Source organism: Streptomyces sp. NPDC028928, assembly GCF_055564915.1.
In genome coordinates this window covers 337,116-360,121 of record NZ_JBVHVI010000012.1, presented here as the reverse complement: position 1 = coordinate 360,121, position 23,006 = coordinate 337,116, and the positions used below count along the sequence as shown (strand labels likewise).

General features: G+C 71.0%; 24 protein-coding genes and 1 pseudogene. 21 read left to right on the top strand and 4 right to left on the bottom strand.

The annotated features are described in order from the left end of the window. A pseudogene (locus ACZ4U1_RS28685) lies at positions 1 to 207 on the bottom strand (hypothetical protein); the annotation flags it as partial. Between the two features lie 136 nt (positions 208 to 343). Continuing rightward, positions 344 to 2,065, bottom strand: coding sequence for a chitinase (locus ACZ4U1_RS28680; RefSeq protein ID WP_467907032.1), 1,722 nt, complete (start codon positions 2,063 to 2,065; stop codon positions 344 to 346). 323 nt (positions 2,066 to 2,388) lie between these two features. On the opposite strand from ACZ4U1_RS28680, the gene ACZ4U1_RS28675 reads away from it, so the two are divergent. From ACZ4U1_RS28675 to ACZ4U1_RS28610, 14 genes are all read left to right on the top strand, one after another. Next, a complete protein-coding gene (locus ACZ4U1_RS28675) occupies positions 2,389 to 3,225 on the top strand; it encodes a hypothetical protein (protein WP_467907049.1) in 837 nt (278 codons plus the stop codon). 65 nt (positions 3,226 to 3,290) lie between these two features. Continuing rightward, entirely contained in the window at positions 3,291 to 3,995 is a 705-nt protein-coding gene (cpaB, locus tag ACZ4U1_RS28670; RefSeq protein ID WP_467907031.1) for a Flp pilus assembly protein CpaB, read from the top strand. A 9-nt stretch (positions 3,996 to 4,004) separates the two neighbouring features. Beyond that, positions 4,005 to 5,240 carry an AAA family ATPase gene (locus tag ACZ4U1_RS28665; protein WP_467907030.1) on the top strand — a complete coding sequence of 412 codons (1,236 nt, stop codon included), beginning with the start codon at positions 4,005 to 4,007 and terminating at the stop codon, positions 5,238 to 5,240. Positions 5,241 to 5,247: 7 nt separating this feature from the next. Further along, positions 5,248 to 5,628 carry a TadE family protein gene (locus ACZ4U1_RS28660; RefSeq protein WP_467907029.1) on the top strand — a complete coding sequence of 127 codons (381 nt, stop codon included), beginning with the start codon at positions 5,248 to 5,250 and terminating at the stop codon, positions 5,626 to 5,628. A 1-nt stretch (position 5,629) separates the two neighbouring features. Continuing rightward, on the top strand, positions 5,630 to 5,974 hold the full coding sequence (locus tag ACZ4U1_RS28655; protein WP_467907028.1) for a TadE/TadG family type IV pilus assembly protein: 345 nt from the start codon (positions 5,630 to 5,632) through the stop codon (positions 5,972 to 5,974). 18 nt (positions 5,975 to 5,992) lie between these two features. Then, positions 5,993 to 7,330 carry a CpaF family protein gene (locus tag ACZ4U1_RS28650; protein WP_467907027.1) on the top strand — a complete coding sequence of 446 codons (1,338 nt, stop codon included), beginning with the start codon at positions 5,993 to 5,995 and terminating at the stop codon, positions 7,328 to 7,330. Positions 7,331 to 7,341: 11 nt separating this feature from the next. Next, complete coding sequence (locus tag ACZ4U1_RS28645; protein ID WP_467907026.1) at positions 7,342 to 8,286, top strand: type II secretion system F family protein; 945 nt, start codon at positions 7,342 to 7,344, stop codon at positions 8,284 to 8,286. Between the two features lie 13 nt (positions 8,287 to 8,299). Beyond that, positions 8,300 to 9,187, top strand: coding sequence for a DUF5936 domain-containing protein (locus tag ACZ4U1_RS28640; protein WP_467907025.1), 888 nt, complete (start codon positions 8,300 to 8,302; stop codon positions 9,185 to 9,187). 17 nt (positions 9,188 to 9,204) lie between these two features. Further along, positions 9,205 to 10,791 (top strand): sensor histidine kinase, encoded by a 1,587-nt coding sequence (locus tag ACZ4U1_RS28635; protein WP_467907024.1) that lies wholly within the window; start codon positions 9,205 to 9,207, stop codon positions 10,789 to 10,791. Between the two features lie 11 nt (positions 10,792 to 10,802). Beyond that, positions 10,803 to 11,582, top strand: a complete 780-nt coding sequence (locus tag ACZ4U1_RS28630; protein WP_467907023.1) for a response regulator — start codon at positions 10,803 to 10,805, stop codon at positions 11,580 to 11,582. 125 nt (positions 11,583 to 11,707) lie between these two features. Continuing rightward, on the top strand, positions 11,708 to 11,938 hold the full coding sequence (locus ACZ4U1_RS28625; RefSeq protein WP_059252357.1) for a hypothetical protein: 231 nt from the start codon (positions 11,708 to 11,710) through the stop codon (positions 11,936 to 11,938). After that, positions 11,935 to 12,525: a pilus assembly protein TadG-related protein gene (locus ACZ4U1_RS28620; protein WP_467907048.1), complete on the top strand. Its 591-nt coding sequence runs from the start codon at positions 11,935 to 11,937 to the stop codon at positions 12,523 to 12,525. The genes ACZ4U1_RS28625 and ACZ4U1_RS28620 overlap by 4 nt, the downstream gene beginning before the upstream one ends. Before the next feature lie 34 nt (positions 12,526 to 12,559). Continuing rightward, positions 12,560 to 13,141 (top strand): hypothetical protein, encoded by a 582-nt coding sequence (locus ACZ4U1_RS28615; RefSeq protein WP_467907047.1) that lies wholly within the window; start codon positions 12,560 to 12,562, stop codon positions 13,139 to 13,141. Positions 13,142 to 13,148: 7 nt separating this feature from the next. Further along, a complete protein-coding gene (locus ACZ4U1_RS28610; RefSeq protein WP_467907022.1) occupies positions 13,149 to 13,772 on the top strand; it encodes an OmpA family protein in 624 nt (207 codons plus the stop codon). 44 nt (positions 13,773 to 13,816) lie between these two features. On the opposite strand, the gene ACZ4U1_RS28605 is transcribed toward ACZ4U1_RS28610, so the two are convergent. Then, entirely contained in the window at positions 13,817 to 14,182 is a 366-nt protein-coding gene (locus ACZ4U1_RS28605) for a DUF192 domain-containing protein (RefSeq protein WP_467907021.1), read from the bottom strand. On the opposite strand from ACZ4U1_RS28605, the gene ACZ4U1_RS28600 reads away from it, so the two are divergent. From ACZ4U1_RS28600 to ACZ4U1_RS28570, 7 genes are all read left to right on the top strand, one after another. After that, positions 14,181 to 15,140 (top strand): LLM class flavin-dependent oxidoreductase, encoded by a 960-nt coding sequence (locus ACZ4U1_RS28600; RefSeq protein ID WP_467907020.1) that lies wholly within the window; start codon positions 14,181 to 14,183, stop codon positions 15,138 to 15,140. The two genes, ACZ4U1_RS28605 and ACZ4U1_RS28600, sit on opposite strands and share 2 nt — an antisense overlap. Positions 15,141 to 15,206: 66 nt before the next feature. Beyond that, positions 15,207 to 15,728, top strand: a complete 522-nt coding sequence (locus ACZ4U1_RS28595; protein WP_467907019.1) for a GNAT family N-acetyltransferase — start codon at positions 15,207 to 15,209, stop codon at positions 15,726 to 15,728. Between the two features lie 220 nt (positions 15,729 to 15,948). Continuing rightward, positions 15,949 to 16,734 (top strand): methyltransferase domain-containing protein, encoded by a 786-nt coding sequence (locus ACZ4U1_RS28590; RefSeq protein WP_467907018.1) that lies wholly within the window; start codon positions 15,949 to 15,951, stop codon positions 16,732 to 16,734. Positions 16,735 to 17,412: 678 nt separating this feature from the next. Next, complete coding sequence (locus tag ACZ4U1_RS28585; RefSeq protein WP_467907017.1) at positions 17,413 to 18,186, top strand: isoprenyl transferase; 774 nt, start codon at positions 17,413 to 17,415, stop codon at positions 18,184 to 18,186. Between the two features lie 349 nt (positions 18,187 to 18,535). Next, positions 18,536 to 19,861, top strand: coding sequence for a PhoH family protein (locus ACZ4U1_RS28580; protein WP_467907016.1), 1,326 nt, complete (start codon positions 18,536 to 18,538; stop codon positions 19,859 to 19,861). A 400-nt stretch (positions 19,862 to 20,261) separates the two neighbouring features. Beyond that, the gene (locus tag ACZ4U1_RS28575; protein ID WP_467907015.1) at positions 20,262 to 20,963 is read left to right on the top strand and encodes an aggregation-promoting factor C-terminal-like domain-containing protein; all 702 of its coding nucleotides are present in this window, start codon (positions 20,262 to 20,264) and stop codon (positions 20,961 to 20,963) included. 151 nt (positions 20,964 to 21,114) lie between these two features. Next, on the top strand, positions 21,115 to 22,449 hold the full coding sequence (locus ACZ4U1_RS28570) for an AI-2E family transporter (RefSeq protein ID WP_467907014.1): 1,335 nt from the start codon (positions 21,115 to 21,117) through the stop codon (positions 22,447 to 22,449). Positions 22,450 to 22,470: 21 nt separating this feature from the next. Here the strand turns inward: ACZ4U1_RS28570 and ACZ4U1_RS28565 are convergent, their stop codons facing one another. After that, complete coding sequence (locus ACZ4U1_RS28565) at positions 22,471 to 23,004, bottom strand: alkyl hydroperoxide reductase (protein ID WP_351798515.1); 534 nt, start codon at positions 23,002 to 23,004, stop codon at positions 22,471 to 22,473. Between the last annotated feature and the right edge of the window lie 2 nt (positions 23,005 to 23,006).

Here is a 23,006-nt window from a genome sequence, read left to right as displayed (position 1 = left end):
CGCCAGGGGAGCGCCGTCCCCGTCCACCGGCACCAGCACAGCCGTACGCCGGAACTCGCCCAACAGCACGGCGAACTCACGGCGCCTGTGCTCGGGATCTTCCGTGGTCTTCGGCTGCCGGTCGGGTACCGCACCGTCCGCGTAGTCGTACAGCCGTGACCTGCGGACCTTTCCCGTCGAGTCGGCAGCGCCCCCGTGTTCAGCCATGCCCGGGATCATCACATCGGCCTGCCGCCAGGGGCAAAAGGGATAAGCGGCCGACCGCTCAAGTTCGGCCGCCGTGCATACGACAGCGCCCGGACCGCGACGGTCCGGGCGCTGAACGGCAACACTTCAGGTCAGGTCACGGCAGTGCGTGCACATGCGCCCCCACCCCGTTCGACCAGGCGTTCCCCGACGCCGCGTCCCAGTTCGTGGACCACGTCATCGCGCCCCGCAGATCCGGATAGGTCTTGGACGGCTTGAAGGTGCCGCAGTTCGTGGCCGACGTCAGGCAGTCCAGGGCGTTGTTGACGACCGTGGGGGAGACGTAGCCGCCGCCCGCCGCGCGGGTGGAGGCCGGGAGGCCGAGGCCGACCTGGGAGGGGGAGAGGCCGCCTTCCAGCTGGATGCAGGCGAGGGCGGTCAGGAAGTCGACCGTGCCCTGGCTGTACACCTTGCCGTCGCAGCCCAGCATGGAGCCGCTGTTGTAGTACTGCATGTTGACGACCGTGAGGATGTCCTTCACGTTCAGCGCGGTTTGGAAATAGCCGTTCGACGTGGACTGCATGTCGATCGTCTGCGGGGCCATCGTGAGGATCAGGGACGAGCCGGCCTTGGAGGACAGCGTGCGCAGGGCCTGTGTCATGTACGTCGGGTTCAGGCCGTTCTCCAGGTCGATGTCGACGCCGTCGAAGCCGTACGTCTGCATCAGGGAGTAGACGGAGTTGGCGAAGTTGGTGGCCGAGGTCGCGTCGTTCACCGACACCGTGCCCTTCTCGCCGCCGACCGAGATGATGACCTTCTTGCCGGCCGCCTGCTTGGCCTTGATGTCGGCCTTGAACTGGTCGACCGTGTAGCCGCCGAGGCCCGCCGAGTCCAGGGTGAAGGACACCGCTCCCGGTGTCGACGTCGCGTCCGCGAAGGCCACCGCGATGATGTCGTAGGCGGAGGGGACGTCGGACAGCTTCTGGACCGTCGCGCCGTTGTTGAAGTTCTGCCAGTAGCCGGTCACCGCGTGCTTCGGCAGGGAGCCGCCGCCTCCGCCGCCGCCCGAGCCGGAGGTCGTCGTGGCCGTCACCGGCGCCGACTTCGGCGACTCGCCCGCCGCGTTCGTCGCCGTCACCTGGAAGGTGTACGACGTGGAGGCGGAGAGGCCGGTCACCGTTGCCGAGGTGCCCGTCACCGCCGTGACCTTCGTGCCGTTGCGGTAGACGTTGTAACCCGTCGCGCCCGATACCGCCGACCAGGACAGGGAGGCCGAGGAGGACGTCGTACCGGTCACGGAGAGGCCGGTCGGGGCGGCCGGGACCGACGGGGCCGGGTCGGTGCCTCCGCCGCCGTCGGGGCCGTAGACCGAGAGGTCGTCGGCGTAGTAGGCGGCCTGGCCGTACCAGCCGTGGGTGTAGACCGTGACCGAGGTCGTGGAGGCGCCCGTGGTGAACGTCGTCGACAGCTGCTTCCAGGGCGTCGAGTCGGGGGTCCATGCCGAGACGTCCGTCGTTCCGGTGCCCGTCACGCCCAGGTACGCGTAGCCGCCCTGTACCCAGCCGCTCAAGGTGTACGTCGAGTTGGGCTTGACCGCCACCGACTGGGTGCACCGGGCGTTGTCCTGGCCGGACGGGGTCGCCTTCAGGGCCGCGGTGCCGCCGTGCACCGGGGACGTGACCGTCGTACCGCTGCCGGCCGTGCACGTCCAGTTGGCCAGGCCGGACTCGAAGCCCGCGTTCTTCACGTTGTTGACGTCCGCGGCGGACGCGGGGGCGGCCGTGGCGAGGCCCGCGGCCGAGAGGGCCAGGGCGGTGGCGGCGGACCATGCCGCGAGCCGCCGTCTGCGGGGTCCGGGTATGCCTGGGGGGCGGTCCACTGAAGCCTCCGGGAGATGGGGAGAGGAGGAGAGGGGAGAGGAGAGTCTTCGCCGTGCGGGTCCAAGTTGGTCCAGACCAATCTGGGGTGTCAAGAGGTCCAGACCAAGAAGGTTGGAGGTCGGGCGCTCAACCTGTCCTGGTTTGGCGGGACTTGCGAGCGGAGAGTTCCACACCGGCTTCACAAACGCTGTTCTCCGGCCATACGGCCGTGGATACAGTGCTCAGGTAGTCACGCAATGAAGTCGTCCTGGCGCATTGGAGTTACACCGGTGGGCCGGCGGGTGTGAAGAGCGGGGAGCTGCGCGTGCCAACTGCCATTGCCGTGACCAGCGCCGACATGGCGCTGCCGGCGCAGGACGAGCGGACCATGCCCGCCGTCGTGCTCGCCGGGATCGACCGCAAGCCGCTGGACCAGGCGCTCACCGAAGTCCACGCCCTCGTCGAGCAGTACGGGTATGTGGTCGTCGTCTGCTCCCAGGCCACCCCGGAGCCGGCCGTACGGCGGCTGTACACCCTGCGCTCGCTGCTGGAGAGCGACCGGATCGCCCTGTTCCGGCCCGCGCTGCCGCCGCTCGGTATCGCCGTGCTGGCCCGGCAGCTGCGGCAGCTCGCCTCCTGCGACCTGAGCCCGGGCGTGCTCGCCTCCGCCGGACGGCTGCTCACCCACTACGTCCACGCCGGCGCCGTCCTCGGCTCCGTCGCCAAGCTGGACCGGGTCCCGGTCGGGCTGAAGGCGCACGCCAGGTCCTGGGTGCCGGGCAGCCAGTTCGCCGTGCTCGCCCACCCCGAGCCCCAGCTGGTCAAGGTCGGCCCGGGCGTCACCCTCAAGGGGCCCGAGTTCAGCACCTGGATGCTGGTCGCCAAGGGGCAGTTGCAGAGCGAGTGGGCCGGCGGGCTGGGCAGCCAGTGGGGCGTGCACGGGGTGCGCGAGGTCCCGCTGCCCGCCGAGTCCCCGGTGTGGTGGGGAACCGGCCGCATGGTCGAGTTCTGCGGCTACCTCGCCGACCTGTCCGTCCTCTACCAACTGGTCACCTCGGTACGGCAGACCAGCTGTCACTGGTGCGGCCTCGACGTCATCGGCGACCGCTGCGTCTTCTGCTCCGCCACCCCGCCCGCCCACGAACCGCCCCGCGCCCTGGAGCAACGCACGCCCGCCTGACCCGGCCGGACACCACCGCCCTCACAGCCCGCTCGACCGATTCCCCCAATGAGGTTGCACGGTTCATGAACTCCCGTCAGCGCCGCGGCGTGATACTCCTGATCCTGTCGGTCCTGTGCGCGCTGGGCGCGTTCGCCGGCGTGCTCTCCGTCATCCACGACGTGAACTCCAAGGTCGGGCCCGAGGTCGCCGCCTACCGGGTCAAGTCCGAGGTGAAGCCGTACACCGCGCTGGACACGGACCAGTTCGAGAAGGTCGAGATGCCCGAGCGGTGGCTGTCCGGCAACGCCGTCACCGACCTCCGGCAGATCCGCGGCAAGATCGCCGTGACCACCCTGCACCCCGGCTCCCTGCTCCAGACCGACATGATCGTGGACCGGCCCGCCCTCCAGCCCGGCCAGCAGGAGGTCGCCATCATGATCGACGCGGCGACCGGCGTGGCCGGGAAGATCACCCCCGGTTCGCGGGTCAACGTCTATGCCACCTTCGAGGGGAAGAAGGAGGGCGACCCCGACCAGTCGAAGATCATCGTGACCAACGCCCGGGTCCTCGACGTCGGCCAGATCACCGCCCTCGACCCGGACCGGGAGAAGGACCAGCGGACCGCCGAGGCCGTCCCGATCACCTTCGCGCTGTCCACCATCGACGCCCAGCGCATCACCTACGCCGAGTCCTTCGCCCAGCGCGTCCGGCTCGCGCTCGTGGCTCCCGGCAGCGAGACCAGCGTCCCCGACAAGGACCGCACCTACGAACTCGCGACGGACAAGTGAGAGGCGGCCATGCCCACCAGGATCCTCCCGGCCGGCGCGGACCCGGACGCCGTCCGCTCCCTCACCACCCTGCTCAGCCAGCTCCCCGACGCCGAACCCCAGCCCCCGGTCACCGACTCCACCCAGCTGGTCGACAGCCTCGCCCGGCTCGCCGCCGAGTCCGTCGACGAACTGCCCGAGGTCGTCGTCGTCCACGAGCGGATCGGGCCCGTGCCGGCCCTGGAGCTGATCCGCGAGGTCGCCCTGCGCTTCCCGGCCGTCGGGGTCATCCTCGTCACCACCGACGCGAGCCCCGGCCTGTTCGCCGCCGCCATGGACTCCGGCGCCCGCGGCCTGGTCGCGCTCCCGCTCTCGTACGAGGAACTCGCCAACCGCGTCCAGGCCGTCGCCCAGTGGTCGACGGGGGTACGACGGCACCTCGGGCACGGCGCCGAGCTGCTCGCCGGGGCCGGCGGCACCGTCGTCACGGTCAGCGGCGCCAAGGGAGGCGTGGGCGCCACGCTGACCGCGATCCAGCTGGCCCTCGCCGCCCAGGCCTCCGGCCGCGCCACCGCCCTGGTCGACCTCGACCTCCAGACCGGCGACATCGCCTCCTACCTGGACATCCAGTTCCGCCGGTCGGTGGCCGACCTGGCCGCCATCACCGACATCTCGCCCCGCGTCCTCGCCGACGCCGTCTTCCGCCACGACACCGGCCTCGCCCTGCTCCTCGCGCCCGGCGAGGGCGAACGCGGCGAGGAGGTCACCGACCGCGCCGCCCGCCAGCTCGTCAGCGCCCTGCGCTCGCGCTACGAGGTCGTCGTCATCGACTGCGGCGCCCAGCTCGGCGCAGCCGGCGCTGCCGCCGTCGAGATGGCCGACACCGCGCTGCTGGTGACCACCCCGGACGTCATCGCCGTACGCGCCGCCAAACGGACCGTACGGATGTGGGACCGGCTGCAGATCCGCAAGGCCGAGGAGACCACGGCAGTCGTCAACCGGCTCTCGCGCAGCACCGAGATCCAGCCCGCGCTCGTGCAGCGCATCACGGGGACGGCGCTGGCGCGTACGGCCGTACCCGCCAACTTCAAGGAACTGCAGGGGGTCGTGGACGCCGGGCGGGTCCATGAACTCGACGCCAAGAGCACGGTGAAGCAGGCGCTGTGGGCGCTCGCGGGGGAGCTGGGACTGGTGAAGGCGGCGGAGGGAGCCTCCCATCGCGGGAGCGGGCGGGGTTCCGTGAGTCTGCGGCGGCGGAAGGAGTGAGCCCCTGATGAGAAGGCCGGGCGGGGACCGGGGGCAGGTGAGCATCGAGTTCCTGGGCATGACCCCGCTGATCGTTCTGACCCTGGTGCTCATGTGGCAGGCCGTGCTCGTGGGGTACGCCTTCACGCTCGCGGGGAATGCTGCGGACGAGGGTGTGCGGGCGGGGACGGCGGCACCTCCGGGGGAGCGGTTCGGGGTGTGCGAACAGGCGGCACTGAAGCACCTGTCGGGGGCATGGCGGGAGGGCGCCGGCGTGGAGCACTGCGGCGGGACCGGCTATGTGACGGCCGACGTGGCCATCAAGGTCCCCGTCCTCTTCCCCGGCCTCATCGACTTCCCCGTCACCGTGCACGGCCACGCCGGAGCCGTCGAGGAGGCGAAGCACTGAGATGCCGTACCGCCGCCCGGGACGCGACCGGGGCCAAGTCGCCATCGAGTACCTGGGGTTCATCCCCGTCCTGCTCATCGTCGGCCTGGCCGGCTTCCAGCTCGGCGCCGTCGCCTACGCCGCCGAACAGGCCGGTACGGCGGCCCGGGCGGGGGCGCGGGCGGCGTCGCTGGGGCAGTCCCCGGGCCAGGCGTGCGCCGACGCCGTGAGCGGCGGTCTGACGGTGTCCTGCGCGGCCGCCCCGGGGAGTGACTCGGTCACCGTCACCGCGACCGTCCACATCCCCACCATCGTCTGGGACCTCGGCTCCGCCACCAAGTCCGCCACCATGCCGCTCGACCACTGACCGAGGAGAAGCGACCCCATGAGTCTGCGGGCACGCATCAGCACCCCGGAGGAGCACGGCAGCCGGGGCGAGGACGGGCACCTGGTCGCCTCCTACCGGGCCAAGCTGCTGGAGGAGATCGACCTCGCGGAGATGAGCGCGCTGGCCGCCGCCGAGCGCCGGGCCCGGCTGGAGCGGGTGCTCGGGCACATCATCAGCCGCGAGGGCCCGGTCCTGTCCACGGTCGAGCGCTCCCAGCTGATCCGCCGGGTGGTGGACGAGGCACTCGGCCTCGGCATCCTGGAGCCGCTGCTGGAGGACGCGTCCATCACCGAGATCATGGTCAACGGCCCCGACGCGATCTTCGTGGAACGCGGCGGCCGGGTGGAGCAGCTGCCGCTGCGCTTCGTCTCCGCCGACCAGCTGATGCAGACCATCGAACGGATCGTGTCGACGGTCAACCGCCGCGTGGACGAGTCCAACCCGATGGTGGACGCCCGCCTGCCCTCCGGCGAACGCGTCAACGTCATCATCCCGCCGCTGTCCCTGACCGGCCCGATCCTCACCATCCGCCGCTTCCCGCGCTCCTTCACCCTCCAGGAGCTGATCGGCTTCGGCTCGCTCGACGAGCACATGGTGTACCTGCTGGCGGGCCTGGTGCAGGCCAAGTTCAACATCATCGTCTCCGGCGCCACCGGCACCGGCAAGACGACCCTGCTGAACGCCCTGTCCGGGCTGATCCCGCCGCACGAGCGCATCATCACCATCGAGGACTCCGCCGAACTCCAGCTCCAGCAGACCCATGTGGTCCGCCTGGAGTCACGCCCGCCGAACGTGGAGGGCAAGGGCCAGGTCACCATCCGCGACCTGGTCCGCAACTCCCTGCGGATGCGCCCCGACCGGATCGTGGTCGGCGAGGTCCGCGGCGGCGAGTCCCTCGACATGCTCCAGGCGATGTCCACGGGCCACGACGGCTCCCTGGCCACCGTGCACGCCAACAGCGCCGAGGACGCGCTGACCAGGTTGCAGACCCTGGCCTCCATGTCCGACGTCGAGGTCCCCTTCGTCGCCCTGCACGACCAGATCAACAGCGCGGTCGACGTCATCGTCCAGCTCACCCGGTTCGCCGACGGCGCCCGCCGCATCACCGAGATCGCCCTGCTCGACAGCCACGGCGGGGAGCCGTACCGGCTGGCGACCGTGGCCCGCTTCGAGGCGCAGCCCATGACCCCGGACGGCCGCGTCCCCGGCACCTTCCGGTACTTCCCGCTGCCCCGCCGTACCGCCGACCGCCTCTACATGGCGAGCCAGCCCGTCCCGCAGGCCTTCGGCGTAGCCCGCTCCGCCGACCAGCTAGCCACCCGAGAAGCCAGGTAGGACCCCCGACCATGGAACTCCACACCCTCGTCCAGCTCACCACCGGAGTGACGCTGCTGACCTGCGTCCTGGCGGTGGCCGGCGTGCACGCCTACGCCTCCGGCCGGGCCCGGCGCGCCGCCCTCGTGGACCGCCTCGCGCACACCGGCCCACCGCCCGCGACCGGCCGCACCCGCCCCTTCCGCGACCTGGACCGTCGGCTGCGCCGCACCCGCCTCGGCCGCTGGCTGGAGCGGCGCCTGGCGGCGACCGGCCTGGACGTCACACCGGGGGAGTTCTTCGCCGCCATGCTCGCGACCGTGGCCGCCCTCTGGCTGATCGGCCAGGCCACCCTCGCCCCCTTCTTCGGCCCGCTCGCCGGACTCCTCGGCGTCGGGGCGGCGGTCCAGTTCCTCAACTGGCAGCGTCAGAAGCGCATCGAACGCTTCATCAACCAGCTCCCCGAACTGGCCCGCATCCTGGCCAACGCCACCCAGGCCGGCCTCGCCCTGCGCACCGCGATCGGCATGGCCGCCGAGGAACTGGAGGCCCCGGCCGGCGAGGAACTCGCCAAGGTCGCCGACCAGCTGTCCGTCGGCCACTCCCTGGAGGACGCGCTCGGCGAGCTGGCCGACCGCCTCCCCTCCCGCGAACTGGTCGTCCTCGTGACGACGCTGGTCCTGTCGAACCGGGCCGGCGGCCAGGTGGTCTCCGCGCTGCGCAACCTGACCGAGACCCTGGAGGAACGCAAGGAGACCCGGCGCGAGATCCGCACCCAGCTCTCCCAGGTGACCATGACGTCGTACGCCGTACCCGTCCTCGGTGTCGGCGCGTTGTTCCTGATGAACGGCGTCAAGGACGGCGCGCTGGACCGCATGACCGGCTCCCCGGCCGGACAGGCCTGCGTGATCATCGCGTTCGCCATGTACGCCGTCGGCTTCGTCCTCATCCGGCGCCTGAGCCGGATCGACGTGTGAGGGAGGTGACCCGGTGGCATTCCTGCTCGCCCTGCTGATGGGCGTGGGCGTCTGGGGCGTCTTCGCCGGCCTCCGCATGTACCGCGCGGAGGCGAAGCTCCCCGGTGACCTCGCCGTCGCCCTCGAGGTCGGCGCCACCCGCACCGGCGCGGTCGGCTCGGTCATCGACCGCCTCGGCATGCGCTACGCCCCGGCCGTGCTGCGCCTGATGGGCCCGCGCCTGGTGGCCAGGTACCGCCGCAAGATCGACCTCGCGGGCAACCCCGGCGGCCTGACCATCGACCGCTACGCGGCCCGCCGCGCGGTCTACGGCGCACTGGGGGCCGTGGGCTTCCTGGTCTTCCTCCTGCGCGGCCAGTGGTTCGTGGCCGTACTCCTGCTCCTGTTCGGCGCGTTCTGGACGGAGGTCGGCCTCTGGTCGGCGATCCGGGTCCGCAAGGACGTCATCGAACGCACTCTGCCCGACTTCCTGGACGTCCTCGCGGTCGTGGTCAGCGCGGGCCTCGGCTTCCGCCAGGCCCTGGACCGGGTCGCCTCCCGCTACGAGGGCCCGTGGGCCGACGAACTCCGCATCACCCTGCGCCAGATGGACCTCGGCATGAGCCGCCGCCAGGCCTTCGCGGAGCTGAGGAGGCGGAACGACTCGGAGCAGGTGGCGATGTTCGTGACGGCACTGCAGCAGGGCGAGGAACTGGGCGCGCCGATCGTCGACACGCTGGTCTCCCTGGCCAAGGACATGCGCCGCACCGACGCCCAGAACGCCCGCCGCAAGGCCGCGCGGGCGGTGCCCAAGGCCACGCTGATGATCACCACGTTCATGGTCCCGGCGACGATGCTCCTGCTGGGCGCGGGCCTGCTGCTCGGCTCCGGCGTGAACTTCGGCTCCCTCACCGGGGAGTGAGGACCGGGGTGACGGCGATGGGGCTGACGGGGCGCGGGACGCGGAGGGGAGGGGTGCGCCTCGGGGCGTGGCTGCGGGGGAGGCCGGGAGGGGGCGAGGCGGCTGGGGCCGGGGCTGGGGCTGGGGCTGGGGCTTCGGCGGCGGAGGGCGCGGGCGAAGGGCCCGGGCCTTCTGCGGCGGAGGGCGCGGAGTCGCGGGCCTGGACCTCTGCGGCGGAGGGCGGGGAGTCGCGGGCCTGGACCTCTGCGGCGGAGGGTGCGCAGTCGGGGGCCGGCACTGCCGGGCCGGAGACCTCGCTGGACCTGGCCGCCGTACTCCCGGCCGAGCCGTCCGAGAAGCTCCAGATCCGCGCGCTCCAGGCGATGTGCCGCCAGGTCTTCGGCTTCCGCCTGGCGATGATCGTGGTGTCGGCCCCGGCGGCCCTGCTCAACGCGGCCCCCGGCCTGGGCGTCCGCCTGGTCGGCGCGGCCGTGGTCGTCACCTTCATGGTGTCCTACGTCCTCTTCCGCGACTGGGAACGCTTCGGCCCCCTCCTCCTGCGCCACCCCAGCCTCCTGGCCGCGGACACCGTCTTCGGCTCCTTCCTCCTCATCTCGGCGGGCCCGGACACCACCCTCGCCTACGTCAGCGTCTGCACCCCCCTCCTGGCCGGCCTCGTCTACAGCTGGCGCGGCGCCGCCTGCTTCGCCTCCCTCCAGTCCTTGATCCTGCTCCTGGTCCACGCCACCCTGAAGGCCGACCGGCACGCGCCCGTGGCCGAGGCCCTCCTCCTGCCCGGCCTGTGCGTCATCGCCGGCGCCATGGGTTCGACCCTGCGCAACCTGATGCTCCGCTTCGGCGCGGCGACCCAGGCCCTGACGACGGTCCAGGCCCGCCTCGCGGCGGCGGAGGCGGTGAGCGCGGAACGCGCCCGCCTGGCCCGCGAGATGCACGACTCCGTGGCCAAGACCCTCTACGGCGTCGCCCTGGCCGCGGACGGCCTGGCCACCACGGCCTCGACCGAGACCCCCGACCCGGCCCGCATCAGACAACAGGCGGAACTGGTGTCCCGCTCGGCCCGCAGGGCGGCGGCGGAGTCGAGGGAACTGCTGACGGACCTACGACGGGAGGCACCGGACACGCCGGACCACCCCTCCCCACTCTGGCGACAACTGTCGCTCGAAGCGGAGGACTTCACCAGGCGAACCGGCCTCGAGGTCACGTGCCGCTGGGAGTGGAGGCACACCGGGAGGACAGGGCCGGACGGCGACCCGCCCCTCCCACCCCCCTTGGCCCGTCACGTCCTCGCCATCGCCACGGAAGCACTGGAGAACGCCCACCGCCACGCGTCCGCGACCCGGGTGGACGTACGGGCGGCGGTCGACGGCCACCTGCTCCGCCTGACGATCCACGACGACGGCATCGGCCTCCCGCCCGGCACCACCCTGGAAAAACTCCGCGGATCCGGCCACTTCGGCCTGCTCGGCATGGTCGAACGGGCCGCGCAGGCGGGGGCCCGGATCCGTATCGGAAGGGGCACGCACGAGCACGGTACGGAGGTACGCCTGGACATCCCGCTGCCGACCCGCCCCCCGTCGACCACCCCGCCACCCCGAACCCCCTGAGAGGAGGCACCATGCGGCCCTCACGGCCACCAGAGCCGTCCCACAGCGACCTCCGGCCGGAGTTCCCACCGGCGCCGGCTGCCCCACCGTTGCGGCTGCTGGTCGCCGACGACAATCCCGTGGTACGCGCCGGCCTGACGGCCCTGCTGTCGGGGCGCCCGGACACCACGGTGGTGGCGGAGGCGCGGGACGGCCGGGAGGCGTACGAGGCGGCGGTCCGGCACCGGCCCGATGTCATCCTCCTCGACGTCCGCATGCCCGGAGTCGACGGAATCTCGGCGTTGCCCCACCTGGTGGGGCTGGCCCCCGTCATGATGCTCACCTACAGCCATGAGACGGAGACCGTGCGGGAGGCGCTGCGGCTGGGGGCGGGGGGATATCTGGTGCACGGCGAGTTCACGACGGAGCAGTTGGTGCGGGCGGTGCGGGATGTCCGGGAGGGGAGACCTCATGTGACACCGGGGGCGGCGAGGGCGTTGCTGGAGGACCTCCGACGGGATGCATCTGCACATCCACCGTCTCAACATCCCGCAATCTCGGCGGAATCACCCCCCTCCACCCTTTCGCAACTGCAACCATCTGTGGGACAGTCATTCCGGTCGCGGTTCCGGCTGAGCACGAGGGAGGCGGAGATCATGGACCTCATCGCGTCCGGCATGACCAACCAGCAGATCGCCGCCGCCTGCTTCATCAGCGAGAAGACGGTCAAGAACCACATCAACCGCATCTTCGCCAAGCTCCACAGCACCACGAGGTCCCAGGCGACGGCGAAGTGGCTGGGGGTGGCTTGAAATGCGGCGGCGGGGGAGGAACACCGGGAGGAAATGGGCCTGGGGTTGGGTCCTTGGGCCCTCGGTTCGGCCTGTGGGAGCGCCCTACGGTGCCTCGGTCGGAAGCAAGCCCGGAGGGGAGCACCGTGAGCGATCTTTTGCTGAAGACGGCTGTGGCGACCAAGGTTCGCCTGCACGGTTGGAAGAACACGACGGTCGAGGCGATGCGTCGTCGTGGCGGCGACCGGGGGCAGACCGCGGTCGAGTACCTGGGCATCATCGCGGTGGTGGTCGCGATCGTTCTCGCGATCACGGGGACGGACATCGGCAAGACCATCCTCGACAAGATCAAGTCCAAGATCACGGAAATCACCTGATCTTCCGGCGCACACACGGCGACTCTGGGCAGGCCTTCCCCATCTACATCACGGTGGTGGCGGGCCTGCTCTTTCTTGCGTTCGCCTATCTCGCGGTGGGCCAGGCCGCCGTGAACCGCGGTGGCGCCCAGACGGCGGCTGACGCAGCGGTGCTGGCCGCAGCCCAGAACGGGCGTGACCAACTCGCGGCCGCATGGACCGCCGACATGCTCGACCCGGCCAAGTGGCAGGACATCTTCGACGGCAAGGTGCCGGTCGACAACCCATGCGGGCGTGCGGAGCAACTCGCAGCTCAGAACGACGCCACACTGACTGGCTGCAATCGGCAGCTTCTGCGGTACACGGTCGATGTCGAAACCAACAAGTCGGTCGGAGACTCCGTCGTGCCGGGGACGGAGGATATCCACTCCAAGGCTTCTGCCACGGCCGTCATCGAACCGCGCTGCACGTTCCCTCCTGATGACGGTGGGGACGAGCAACTGCCCCAACTCACGTGTGATGGCCAGCCCTGGAAGCTGGACCCGGATGACGAAGCGACTATGCCCGCGCCCGAGGACCTCTTCGATGTTCACCTGGCCGCCGACTGAAAAGCGGACGACGATGGAAAAGGGAAGCAGCGCGATGAGCATGCGGTTCACTGCGAAGGCTCGCAGGGGAATGGTTGCCATGACCATTGCTGTCGGCGTGGCCGTCGGTGTAGCCGGTTGTGGCGGTGGAGGCACTGACGACAAGAAGCCGGACGCTTCCGCATCCGCCTCCAAGAGGGGAGGTTCCCAAGCGAGCCCGCAGGAGGGACAGTCTGCACAACCGCTGGCTGAACTGCGCGGCCCGGACGGTCTGACGCTGAAGATCATGTCTGCGCAGCGGGACTCGGGCGGATTCGTCACCATCAACGCGCAGCTGAAGAATGACGGCGGCAAGGACGCCGTGCTCTCGTCGCAGCTGACCGGCAACGAGACAGAGATCATGAAGAACGGGCAGTCCTTCGGCGGAGCCACGCTTGTGGATTCGAAGGCGAAGAAGCGCTATTACGTGCTGCGGGACACTGACGGACGGCCGTTGACCACGATCGGCGTCCAGTCCGTGAGGGCGGGGGACACAGTCCCCGTTTTCATGCAGTTCCCGGCGCCGCCGGCCGGCACGACGGAAGTCAGCTTCCAGTTGCCCACCTTCGCCAGCGCCACCATCCAGATCTCCGGGTGAGGCCCCAGTGACCACCACACCCCGTCTCCTCCTCACCTCCGCCGTCCTGCTGCTCGTCGCGCATCTGCCCGCCACCACCGCCGTGGCCGACGACACCGGCCCCAGTGAACCCCCCGGCACCGAACCCTCCGCCGCCGCCCCGGTGAAGGTCGACCCCACGGATCCGGACCTGAAGCTTCCTGAGGGGGCCACGCTGGCCGAGGCCAAGGTGTTGGACATCAAGTCGGTCGTGGAGGACCAGAGCGGGGACGAGCGACGTGAGGACACCAACGCGGACGTGACGTTCGCGCTCCAGGCAGAGGTGCTGTTCGGCAAGGACAGCGCGAGGATCAGCCCGGAGGCCAAGGCCCGCATCGCCGGTATCGCCGAGGAGATCAGGAAGCAGAACGCCACCCGGATCCGCGTCTTCGGCTTCACCGACAACCTCGGCTCCTCCGCCCACGGCGACACCCTCTCCAAGCAGCGCGCCAACGCCGTACAGGCCGTACTGGACCAGGACCTGAACAGCCCGACGATCACCTTCGACGTCCGCGGCTACGGCGAGCAGTACCCCATCGCCGACAACGCCACAGAGGAGGGCCGGCGGAAGAACCGACGCGTGGAGGTGTCGTTCCCACGCACCCAGCAGTGACCGCTCCCGGGCCGCAGCAGCGTCTCGGCCCTTGAGGGGCACCTTCATTCCGCCTCGACGGTGATCCGAACGCCCGCGTCCAGCCCCCACCCCGCCATCGCCCCCGCCTCCGCCTCCAGTACGTGCCGTGCCCGCAGGCGTGGCAGGCCCAGGCGGCCCGGGGGCATGGTGCGGACGGTGATGACGGTCAGGTGGCGGTCCAGGTAGGCGACGTCGATCGGGATGCGCATGCCGAAGGTGTGCACCCCGCTCGCCGGTGACAGCAGCAGTGCCCCGTCGACCGAGTCCCGGCCCAGGAGGCCCTTGGTCCGGGCCCGGTAGGACGCTGCGATCTCCAGGGGGACGGGTGCCGCCGCCCCGGAGTCCGTCCGCACGATCAGCCGACCCCGGCCGTCCCGCCAGCGCCCCATGTCCTGCCCTCCGCTTCCCCCGGGCAGTCAACTCGCCGCCCCAGTAAATGCGTTGCCCTTCCCTGTCCTCCCCACTAGGAAGAGCGCTATGACAGGACTCGGTGTCGTATTCCGTCCCCAGCTTCCTCCCGAGCGGCTGCGGGACGTCGCGCGCCTCGCGGATGCCACGGGGCTCGAGGAGCTGTGGCTGTGGGAGGACTGCTTCCTGGAGGGCGGGGTGTCCACGGCCGCCGCCGCGCTCGCCTGGACGGAGCGGGTACGGGTCGGGATCGGGCTGCTGCCCGTGCCGCTGAGGAACGTCGCCGTCACCGCCATGGAGGCCGCCTCGCTGGAGCGGATGTTCCCCGGGCGGGCCATCCTGACCGTGGGGCATGGGGTGCAGGACTGGATGGGCCAGGTCGGCGCCCGGGCCGCCTCCCCGCTCGGCCTCCTCGGTGAGCATCTCGACGCCCTGCGGGCCCTGCTGCGCGGGGAGCGGCTCAGCGTGCGCGGTCGGTACGTCCGGTTGGACGACGTAGCCCTCGACTGGCCCCCGCAGCGCCCGGTCGACATCCTCGCGGGCGGCACCGGACCCCGTACGCTCCGGCTCTCCGGCGAGAAGGCCGACGGCACCCTGCTCACCGCCGCCACCTCGGCGGACGGTGTACGGCGGGCCCGGGAGCTGGTGGCGGAGGGGCGGAAGGCGGCCGGCCGCGGCGGCTCGCACCGGATCGTCGTCTATCTCCTGGCCGCCACCGGGGCCGGTGCCGGGGACCGGCTGCGCGCCGAACTCGCCGCCGAGGGGCTGGAGTCGGCGGACGTGGGTGTCGCCGGGGACGCGGTTGCGGTGGCCGAGGCGGTACGGCGGCTGGCCGAGGCCGGCGCGGACACCGTCGTGCTGCAGCCGACGGCGGACGAGCCCGACCCGGAGGGGTTCGTGCGCTTCGCCGCGGAGGAGGTCCGGCCGCTGGTGCCCTGACGAGGGCGGGGCTGGCTGTTGTTGCTGGTCAGCGGCGTTGTCAGTGGCGGGTGTCACACTCCCGGTATGACTGAGGAGAGCGACGCCGACGTGCGCGAGGCCGTGTCCCTGCGGGCCGTCACCGACGACGACCTGGAGGCGTTCTTCGCCTACGAGCACGACCCCGAGGCCGTCCGGCGGTCGAGGTTCACGCCCCGGCCACGCGACCGCTTCTTCCCGCACTGGCGGAAGCGGGTGCTCGGCGACCCCGACTGCCTGGTGCGGACGGTCACCGTGGGCGGGGAGGCCGCCGGGAGCGTCGTGTCCTGGACGCAGGACGGGCGGCGGTTCGTCGGCTACTGGCTCGGGCGGCCGTACTGGGGCCGGGGCATCGGCACCCGCGCGCTCGGCCTGTTCCTGGAGCTGGACCCGGTCCGTCCCCTGTACGCCGACCCCTTCACCGGCAACACCGCCTCCGTACGACTGCTGGAGAGACACGGCTTCGAGCCCTCCGGCACGGTCCGCCACGGCACGGACGAGCATGTCCTGCTGGTCCTGAAGGCGCCTGCCGGGGGCGCCCCTGAGGAGCCGGAGGGAGACGGGCGGTGACGGACGCCGTCGACGGGCCCGGCAGCAGGCCCATCGGCGTCGTCGCCGCGGAGCGCGACCGCAACCACAACCGGGAGGCCACCGTTCCCGCACACCGAGATCAACCGGCCCCGCGAGCGCCGCGTGCTGGGGGCGCCGCGAGGGCGCCCACCCCGGCCGGCAGCCCGCCACCCGCGGAAATCGGCAGGAAACGGCGGGCCTCCGCTGCGATCATCTCCGTATGACCGCGCACCGTTCTTTCGAAGAGCTCGTGGCCGAGGGGGTCGCCGTGCCGACCGAGGGGTGGGACTTCTCGTGGTTCGAGGGGCGGGCCACCGAGGCGCGGCCGTCGTGGGGGTATGCGCGGTCGGCGGGGGAGCGGCTGGCCGGGGCCGAGGCCGTGCTGGACATCCAGACCGGCGGCGGGGAGGTGCTGGACTTCGCGCTGGGCCGGGCGGAGCCGGCCCGGCCGGTGCTGGTCGCGGCGACCGAGGGATGGCCGCCCAACGCGGCCAGGGCCACGGCGCTGCTGCGGCCCCGCGGGGTCGTGGTGGTCGCCGCCCCGGACGACGCGCCGCTGCCGTTCGCGGAGGAGGCGTTCGACCTGGTGCTCAGCAGGCATCCGGTGCGCCCGCGCTGGGACGAGATCGCCCGGGTGCTGCGGCCCGGTGGGACGTACTTCGCCCAGCACGTGGGTCCGAGCAGCGTCTTCGAGCTGGTCGAGCACTTCCTCGGGCCGCAGCCGGAGGAGGTGCGCCGTGGCCGCGACCCCGAGCGGGAGCGGGCCGACGCCGAGGCGGCGGGCCTGGAGGTGGCCGGGCTGCGGACGGAGCGGCTGCGGATGGAGTTCCACGACATCGCCGCGGTGGTCCATTTCCTGCGCAAGGTGGTCTGGATGGTCCCGGGCTTCACGGTCGAGGCGTACGAGCCGCAACTCCGGGCGCTGCACGAGCGGATCGAGAAGGAGGGGCCGTTCGTCGCGCACAGCGCCCGGCAGCTCTTCGACGTACGCAAGCCGGAACGCTGACGGCCGGCTGGGCGGGCGTCTGACGGAAGTTTGACGGGAGTTATCTCGGGGTTTCCACATTGTTATCGGCCCCGGTTTCACATGAGCCTCACGGGTCACGTAAGTTCAGACCAAGGTTATTCGCGTGAGCAAAGCTGCGCGGCCGGTACCGCGCAGTGGAGGGGGCTGCGCGGTGCCATGGGGCCGGACGATCTTCATCCGGCGGCAGAGCGGAATCGTCAAGTCCACCGTTCGCTGACGCCGTAGCCCGTCGGGGGGACCCCGGGCAACTCGCCGATGTTCCCCCAAGGTGGCCTAATCCCTGCGAATTCATTCGTTTCCGAGCGGATTTGCCTGTGATTCCGCTGTGAACCGGCCATAAAACGCCCCTGAATCTCCCGTTCCGCGGCCAGCGGGGCGTCGCCGGACGATTCCGGAGAGTAGTTGTGGCACGCCGATGCACCCACCAACCCTTACGAAGGGTTATGGTGGAAACCCCCCCTCGGGCCGGTCCGTCTCCCCCCCACGGACCGGCCCGTTTTTCGTTCCCCCGGGGAACCCGTTCCGGGAACCTCCCGGCACCCGCACGCCGTCCCCCTGAGGGGCAGGCCATGACCAACCCCCGATCAGCGGTAGGCTCAACGGCTCCGGCACCCCGTACCCCGCGCCCACCCCCGCGCCCAACCCCCGGAGGGTCACGTGAACCTGCGCGACAAGCTGCGCGGCCTGCTCGTCAGGCTCTACGCACGCCGGGTGGAAGGCCACCTGGACCACGCTCAGGTGCCCAAGCACATCGGCGTCATCATGGACGGCAACCGCCGCTGGGCGAAGGCGTCCGGCTCCAGCACCGTCCACGGGCACCGCGCCGGTGCCGAGAAGATCGAGGAGTTCCTCGGCTGGTGCACCGAGACCGACGTCGAGGTCGTCACCCTGTGGCTGCTGTCCACCGACAACTTCGACCGGCCGCAGGAGGAACTCGTCCCCCTGCTCGGCATCATCGAGGACGTCGTCCGCACCCTCGCCGCCGACGGCCGCTGGCGCGTGCACCACGTCGGCACGATGGACCTGCTGCCCGCGCAGATGCAGACGGCGCTGAAGGAGGCCGAGGAGGCCACCGCCCACATCGACGGGATACTCGTCAACGTGGCCATCGGCTACGGCGGCCGGCAGGAGATCGCCGACGCCGTGCGCTCCATGCTGCACGACGCGCGCGACAAGGGCGTGTCGATGGAGGAGCTCGCCGAGTCCGTCGACATCGACATGATCGGCCGTCACCTCTACACCGGCGACCAGCCCGATCCGGACCTGGTGATCCGCACCAGCGGCGAGCAGCGGTTGTCCGGATTCATGCTCTGGCAGACCGCTCACTCGGAGTACTACTTCTGCGACGTCTTCTGGCCGGCGTTCCGGAAGGTCGACTTCCTGCGCGCCCTGCGCGACTACGCCGCACGTCACCGCCGCTACGGCGGCTGACCCGCCCCGCCCCGCCCCGTCGCCGCCCGGTGACGGGGCGTTGTCGTTCACCCGGATTCCCGGGCGCGTAACAAGGAGTTCACCAGCGCGCTGTTGGCCGCATTTGCATGGCGGCGCGTGTTCGAGGGCATAGACCAAGCAGGTCGACACCCGAACCACGGGCGTCGGATCTCAGCGGGCGGCAGGGAGCCGTCCGCCCGGGAGGCCCTTTGCACCAGCCCGACCGTGCGCTCTCGGCACGGAAGCAGCCGCGGAGGGCCGGTTCACGGCCCGCCGCGCGCGAGGGCCAGACACCGGTCCAGCATCACTTCGTCGCTCCCCGACCTCATCCGAGGGGGTACGTCCTTCCGTGGTGACCAGCACAAAGCGCCACAAGCCCGACCGGCGCACGTATGTTCTCGACACCAGCGTCCTGCTGGCCGACCCGAACGCCCTGACGCGCTTCGAGGAGCACGAGGTCGTGCTCCCCATCGTGGTGGTGACGGAGCTGGAGGCCAAGCGGCACCATCCCGAACTCGGGTACTTCGCCCGGCAGGCCCTGCGCCTGCTGGACGACTACCGGGTCCGGTACGGCCGTCTCGACGCCCCCATCCCGATCGGGGACCTCGGCGGCACGATCCGTGTCGAGCTCAACCACTCGGACCCCAGCGTGCTGCCCACCGGCTACCGCCTGGGGGACAACGACTCGCGCATCCTCGCGGTGGCCCGCAACCTGCAGGCCGAGGGGTTCGACGTCACCGTCGTGTCGAAGGACCTGCCGCTCAGGATCAAGGCGTCCTCGGTCGGCCTCCTCGCCGAGGAGTACCGGGCCGAACTCGCCATCACGGAGAACTCCGGCTGGACCGGGATGACCGAACTGACCCTGCCGGGCGAGCAGGTGGACGTCCTCTTCGAGGAAGGACACGTGTACGTCCCGGAGGCGGCCGGCCTCCCCGTGCACACCGGTCTGACCATCCAGTCCGAGCGCGGCAAGGCACTCGGCCGGGTCACCGCCGAGGGCAACGTCCGCCTCGTGCGCGGCGACCGGGAGGCGTTCGGCATCAAGGGCCGCAGCGCCGAGCAGCGCATCGCGCTCGACCTGCTGCTCGACCCGGACGTCGGCATCGTCTCGATGGGCGGCCGGGCCGGCACCGGCAAGTCGGCGCTGGCGCTGTGCGCGGGCCTGGAGGCGGTCCTGGAGCGCCGCCAGCACCAGAAGGTGATGGTCTTCCGGCCGCTGTACGCCGTCGGCGGGCAGGAGCTGGGCTATCTGCCGGGCAGCGAGGCGGAGAAGATGAGCCCGTGGGCGCAGGCCGTCTTCGACACCCTCTCGGCGGTCACCAGCCGCGAGGTCATCGAGGAGGTCACCGCGCGCGGGATGCTGGAGGTGCTCCCGCTCACCCACATCCGCGGCCGCTCGCTGCACGACGCGTTCGTGATCGTGGACGAGGCGCAGTCCCTGGAGAAGAACGTCCTGCTGACCGTTCTGTCCCGGATCGGCGCCAACTCGCGGGTCGTCCTCACCCATGACGTGGCACAGCGGGACAATCTGCGCGTAGGCCGTTATGACGGAGTCGTCGCCGTCGTGGAGAAGCTGAAGGGACATCCCCTCTTCGCCCATGTCACGCTGACTCGGTCCGAGAGGTCCCAGATTGCCGCACTTGTGACCGAAATGCTGGAGGACGGCCACATCTGACCTGCCTCGCCCAGCAGTTGGCGCCGTCCGGCAAAGGCCAAGAGCCTAGCCGGGCGGCGCCTTGGCGCGTGGAGCTTTCCTGAAATCCCCGGGGCCAAACGGGATGTGAGCTTTCACACGCAACACAGAATTGCCACGCGGCGTCCGGTTACGGCAGAGTCTCACTCCTGTCAGGCCCCGCATACGACACAGCTGTACCCCCAGCGGTACAGCGCCACTGGAAGCACCACCAACTCCATAGAGTTCGTCGTATGCCGCCCGCGCACCACGCGGCGCTCCCTGAGGGGGAGTTGCCCACCGGGCCCGTGCCTCCCGTGACCCCGCAGTTGGGAGGCCAGTGTCAGGGGCACGATTGCGTCCGCCAGGGTCACCGAAGCGGGCGATGCTGGAAGGAAACCGTGTGAGCCGGATTTCGGTCCGGGGATTCGCAGTGGCCTCGGCCACCGCGGTCACCGCTGTCGGAAGCGTCGTCGGCGTTGCCTCGGGCAGCACCGCGCAGACCAACGACGCCGAGGCGACGGCAGCCGACACCACGCTCCTCGCGGACATACCCGCGGGTCAGCAGGCGCAGGTGCAGGCCGCGTCCCTGACGCAGCAGGCCGACGCGCAGGCCATCGCCGCGGACGCGAGCGCCAAGAAGGACGCCGAGGAAGCCGCGCGCAAGGCGGCGGCCGATACCGCGATCGCGAAGAAGGCGGCCGCGGAGAAGGCGGCCAAGGAGGCGGCCAAGGAGCGTGCCGAGGCGAAGGCCGCGGCCAGCCGCGGGACCGACGTCCGTGACTCCTCCAGCTTCCCGACCCAGAGCAGCTACACCGTGGCGCAGATCCAGGCGATGGCGCGTCAGATGGTGGCCGGCGGCCAGTACCAGTGCTTTAGCAACATCGTGGACCACGAGTCCAGCTGGAACTACCGCGCGGTGAACGCCTCCTCCGGTGCCTACGGTCTCTTCCAGGCCCTGCCCGGCTCCAAGATGGCCTCCGCCGGTGCCGACTGGCAGACCAACCCGGCCACGCAGATCAAGTGGGGCCTCAACTACATGAACGAGCGCTACGGCAGCCCGTGCGAGGCCTGGTCCTTCTGGCAGGCCAACCACTGGTACTAGGCGCCGCGCCGGATCCGGCCGGCTCTTCTCCACCTCGCGCAGCCCCTCCCCGTCCTCAGGAGAGGGGCTTTCGCCCTGTACGGTCGTATCCGGACGACTCCCGGGGGGAGTGGTGGCGAGCACCCGGGGACGCGGGGGAAGAGGACGGATGATGTCGCGAGTGCCAGGGTGGCTCGGCCGGCTGGGAGCCGGTCTCACCGAGATGAGCGAGCGCCTGGACGAGCGCCGCGCCGAGGTGGAGAAGGAGCAGGCCGACCCCGCCGAGCCCACCGCCTCCGCCGGCACCGCACCCGCCGGCACGGAACCCGCCGATTCACCCGCCGACGAGGACGCGCCCGCCCGTCGGTCCGCGGCGCCGCGCGGCCCCCGTCCCGATCCGGCCGAGGCCGTGCCCTGGGGTGTCCGGGTCGCCGCCGAGGCCGGCTGGCGGGTGCTGGTGCTGGCCGGCACGGTCTGGGTGCTGATGCGGGTCATCAGCGCGGTCCAGCTGGTGGTGTTCGCCTTCGTCATCGCCCTGCTGGTCACCGCGCTGCTCCAGCCGACGGTCGCCCGGCTCACCCGGCGCGGGGTGCCGCGCGGACCGGCCACCGCGCTCACCGCCATCAGCGGCTTCGTCGTCATCGGCCTGATGGGCTGGTTCGTGACCTGGCAGGTCATGGAGAACATCGACACGCTCTCCAGCCAGATCCAGTCCGGCATCGACGACCTGCGCGACTGGCTGCTGAAGAGCCCGTTCCACGTCACCGACAAGCAGATCAACCAGATCGCCAAGAACCTCCGCGAGGCGATCGGCGCCAACACCGACCAGATCACCTCCGCGGGCCTGGAAGGCGTTCAGGTCATCATCGAGGGGCTCACCGGCCTCCTGCTGGTGTTCTTCTCGACGCTGTTCCTGCTCTACGACGGCAAGCGGATCTGGGAGTGGTTCCTGAAGCTGGTGCCGTCCGCGGCCCGCCCGGGCGTGGCCGGTGCCGGCCCGCGCGCGTGGCGCACGCTGACCGCCTACGTCCGCGGGACGGTGCTGGTCGCCCTCATCGACGCCATCTTCATCGGCATCGGCATCTACTTCCTTGACGTGCCGATGGCCGTCCCGCTGGCCGTCTTCATCTTCCTGTTCTCGTTCATCCCGCTGGTCGGCGCCGTCGCCTCCGGCGCGCTGGCGGTGATCGTGGCCCTGGTGACGCAGGGTGTGTTCACCGCGGTCATGACCCTCGCCGTGGTCCTCGCGGTCCAGCAGATCGAGGGGCACGTCCTGCAGCCGTTCATCCTCGGCCGCGCGGTCCGCGTCCACCCGCTCGCGGTCGTGCTGACCGTGGCCGCCGGCGGCATGGTGGCCGGCATCGGCGGCGCGGTGGTGGCCGTACCGCTGGTGGCGGTGACAAACACGGTGGTGGGCTATCTGCGGCAGTACTCGCAGGAGGTCCAGCGGCAGGCGTCCGACGAACCGGTGGGAGAAGACGCGGAAGACCCCGCCCACCAGGGGTGAGCGGGGTCCTCGTCGCACGGCTTACTCAGCCAGCACGGCCTCGGCGTCCAGGGTGACGCCGACGGCCTGCACCACGGAGGCGATCTTGAAGGCCTCCTGGACGGTCTCGCGCTCGACGCCGGCCTTGCGCAGCACCTGCTCGTGCGAGTCCAGGCACATGCCACAGCCGTTGATCGCGGAGACCGCGAACGACCACAGCTCGAAGTCGACCTTCTCCACGCCCGGGTTGCCGATGACGTTCATCCGCAGGCCCGCGCGCAGGGTGCCGTACTCGTGGTCGGACAGCAGGTGCCGGGTGCGGTAGAAGACGTTGTTCATCGCCATGACGGCGGCGGCCGACTTGGCGGCCTGGTACGCCTCCGGCGAGAGGTTCGCCTTCGCCTCCGGCTCCAGCTCACGCAGCACGATCGGGGAACGGGAGGCGATGGCGGTCGCCAGCACCGTGCCCCACAGCTGCTGCGCCGGCAGCTCCGAGTTGCCGATGACCGAGCCCAGGTTGAGCTTCAGGTCCTTGGCGTAGTCCGGGATGCGGGACTTCAGGGAGTCGAGCGACACGG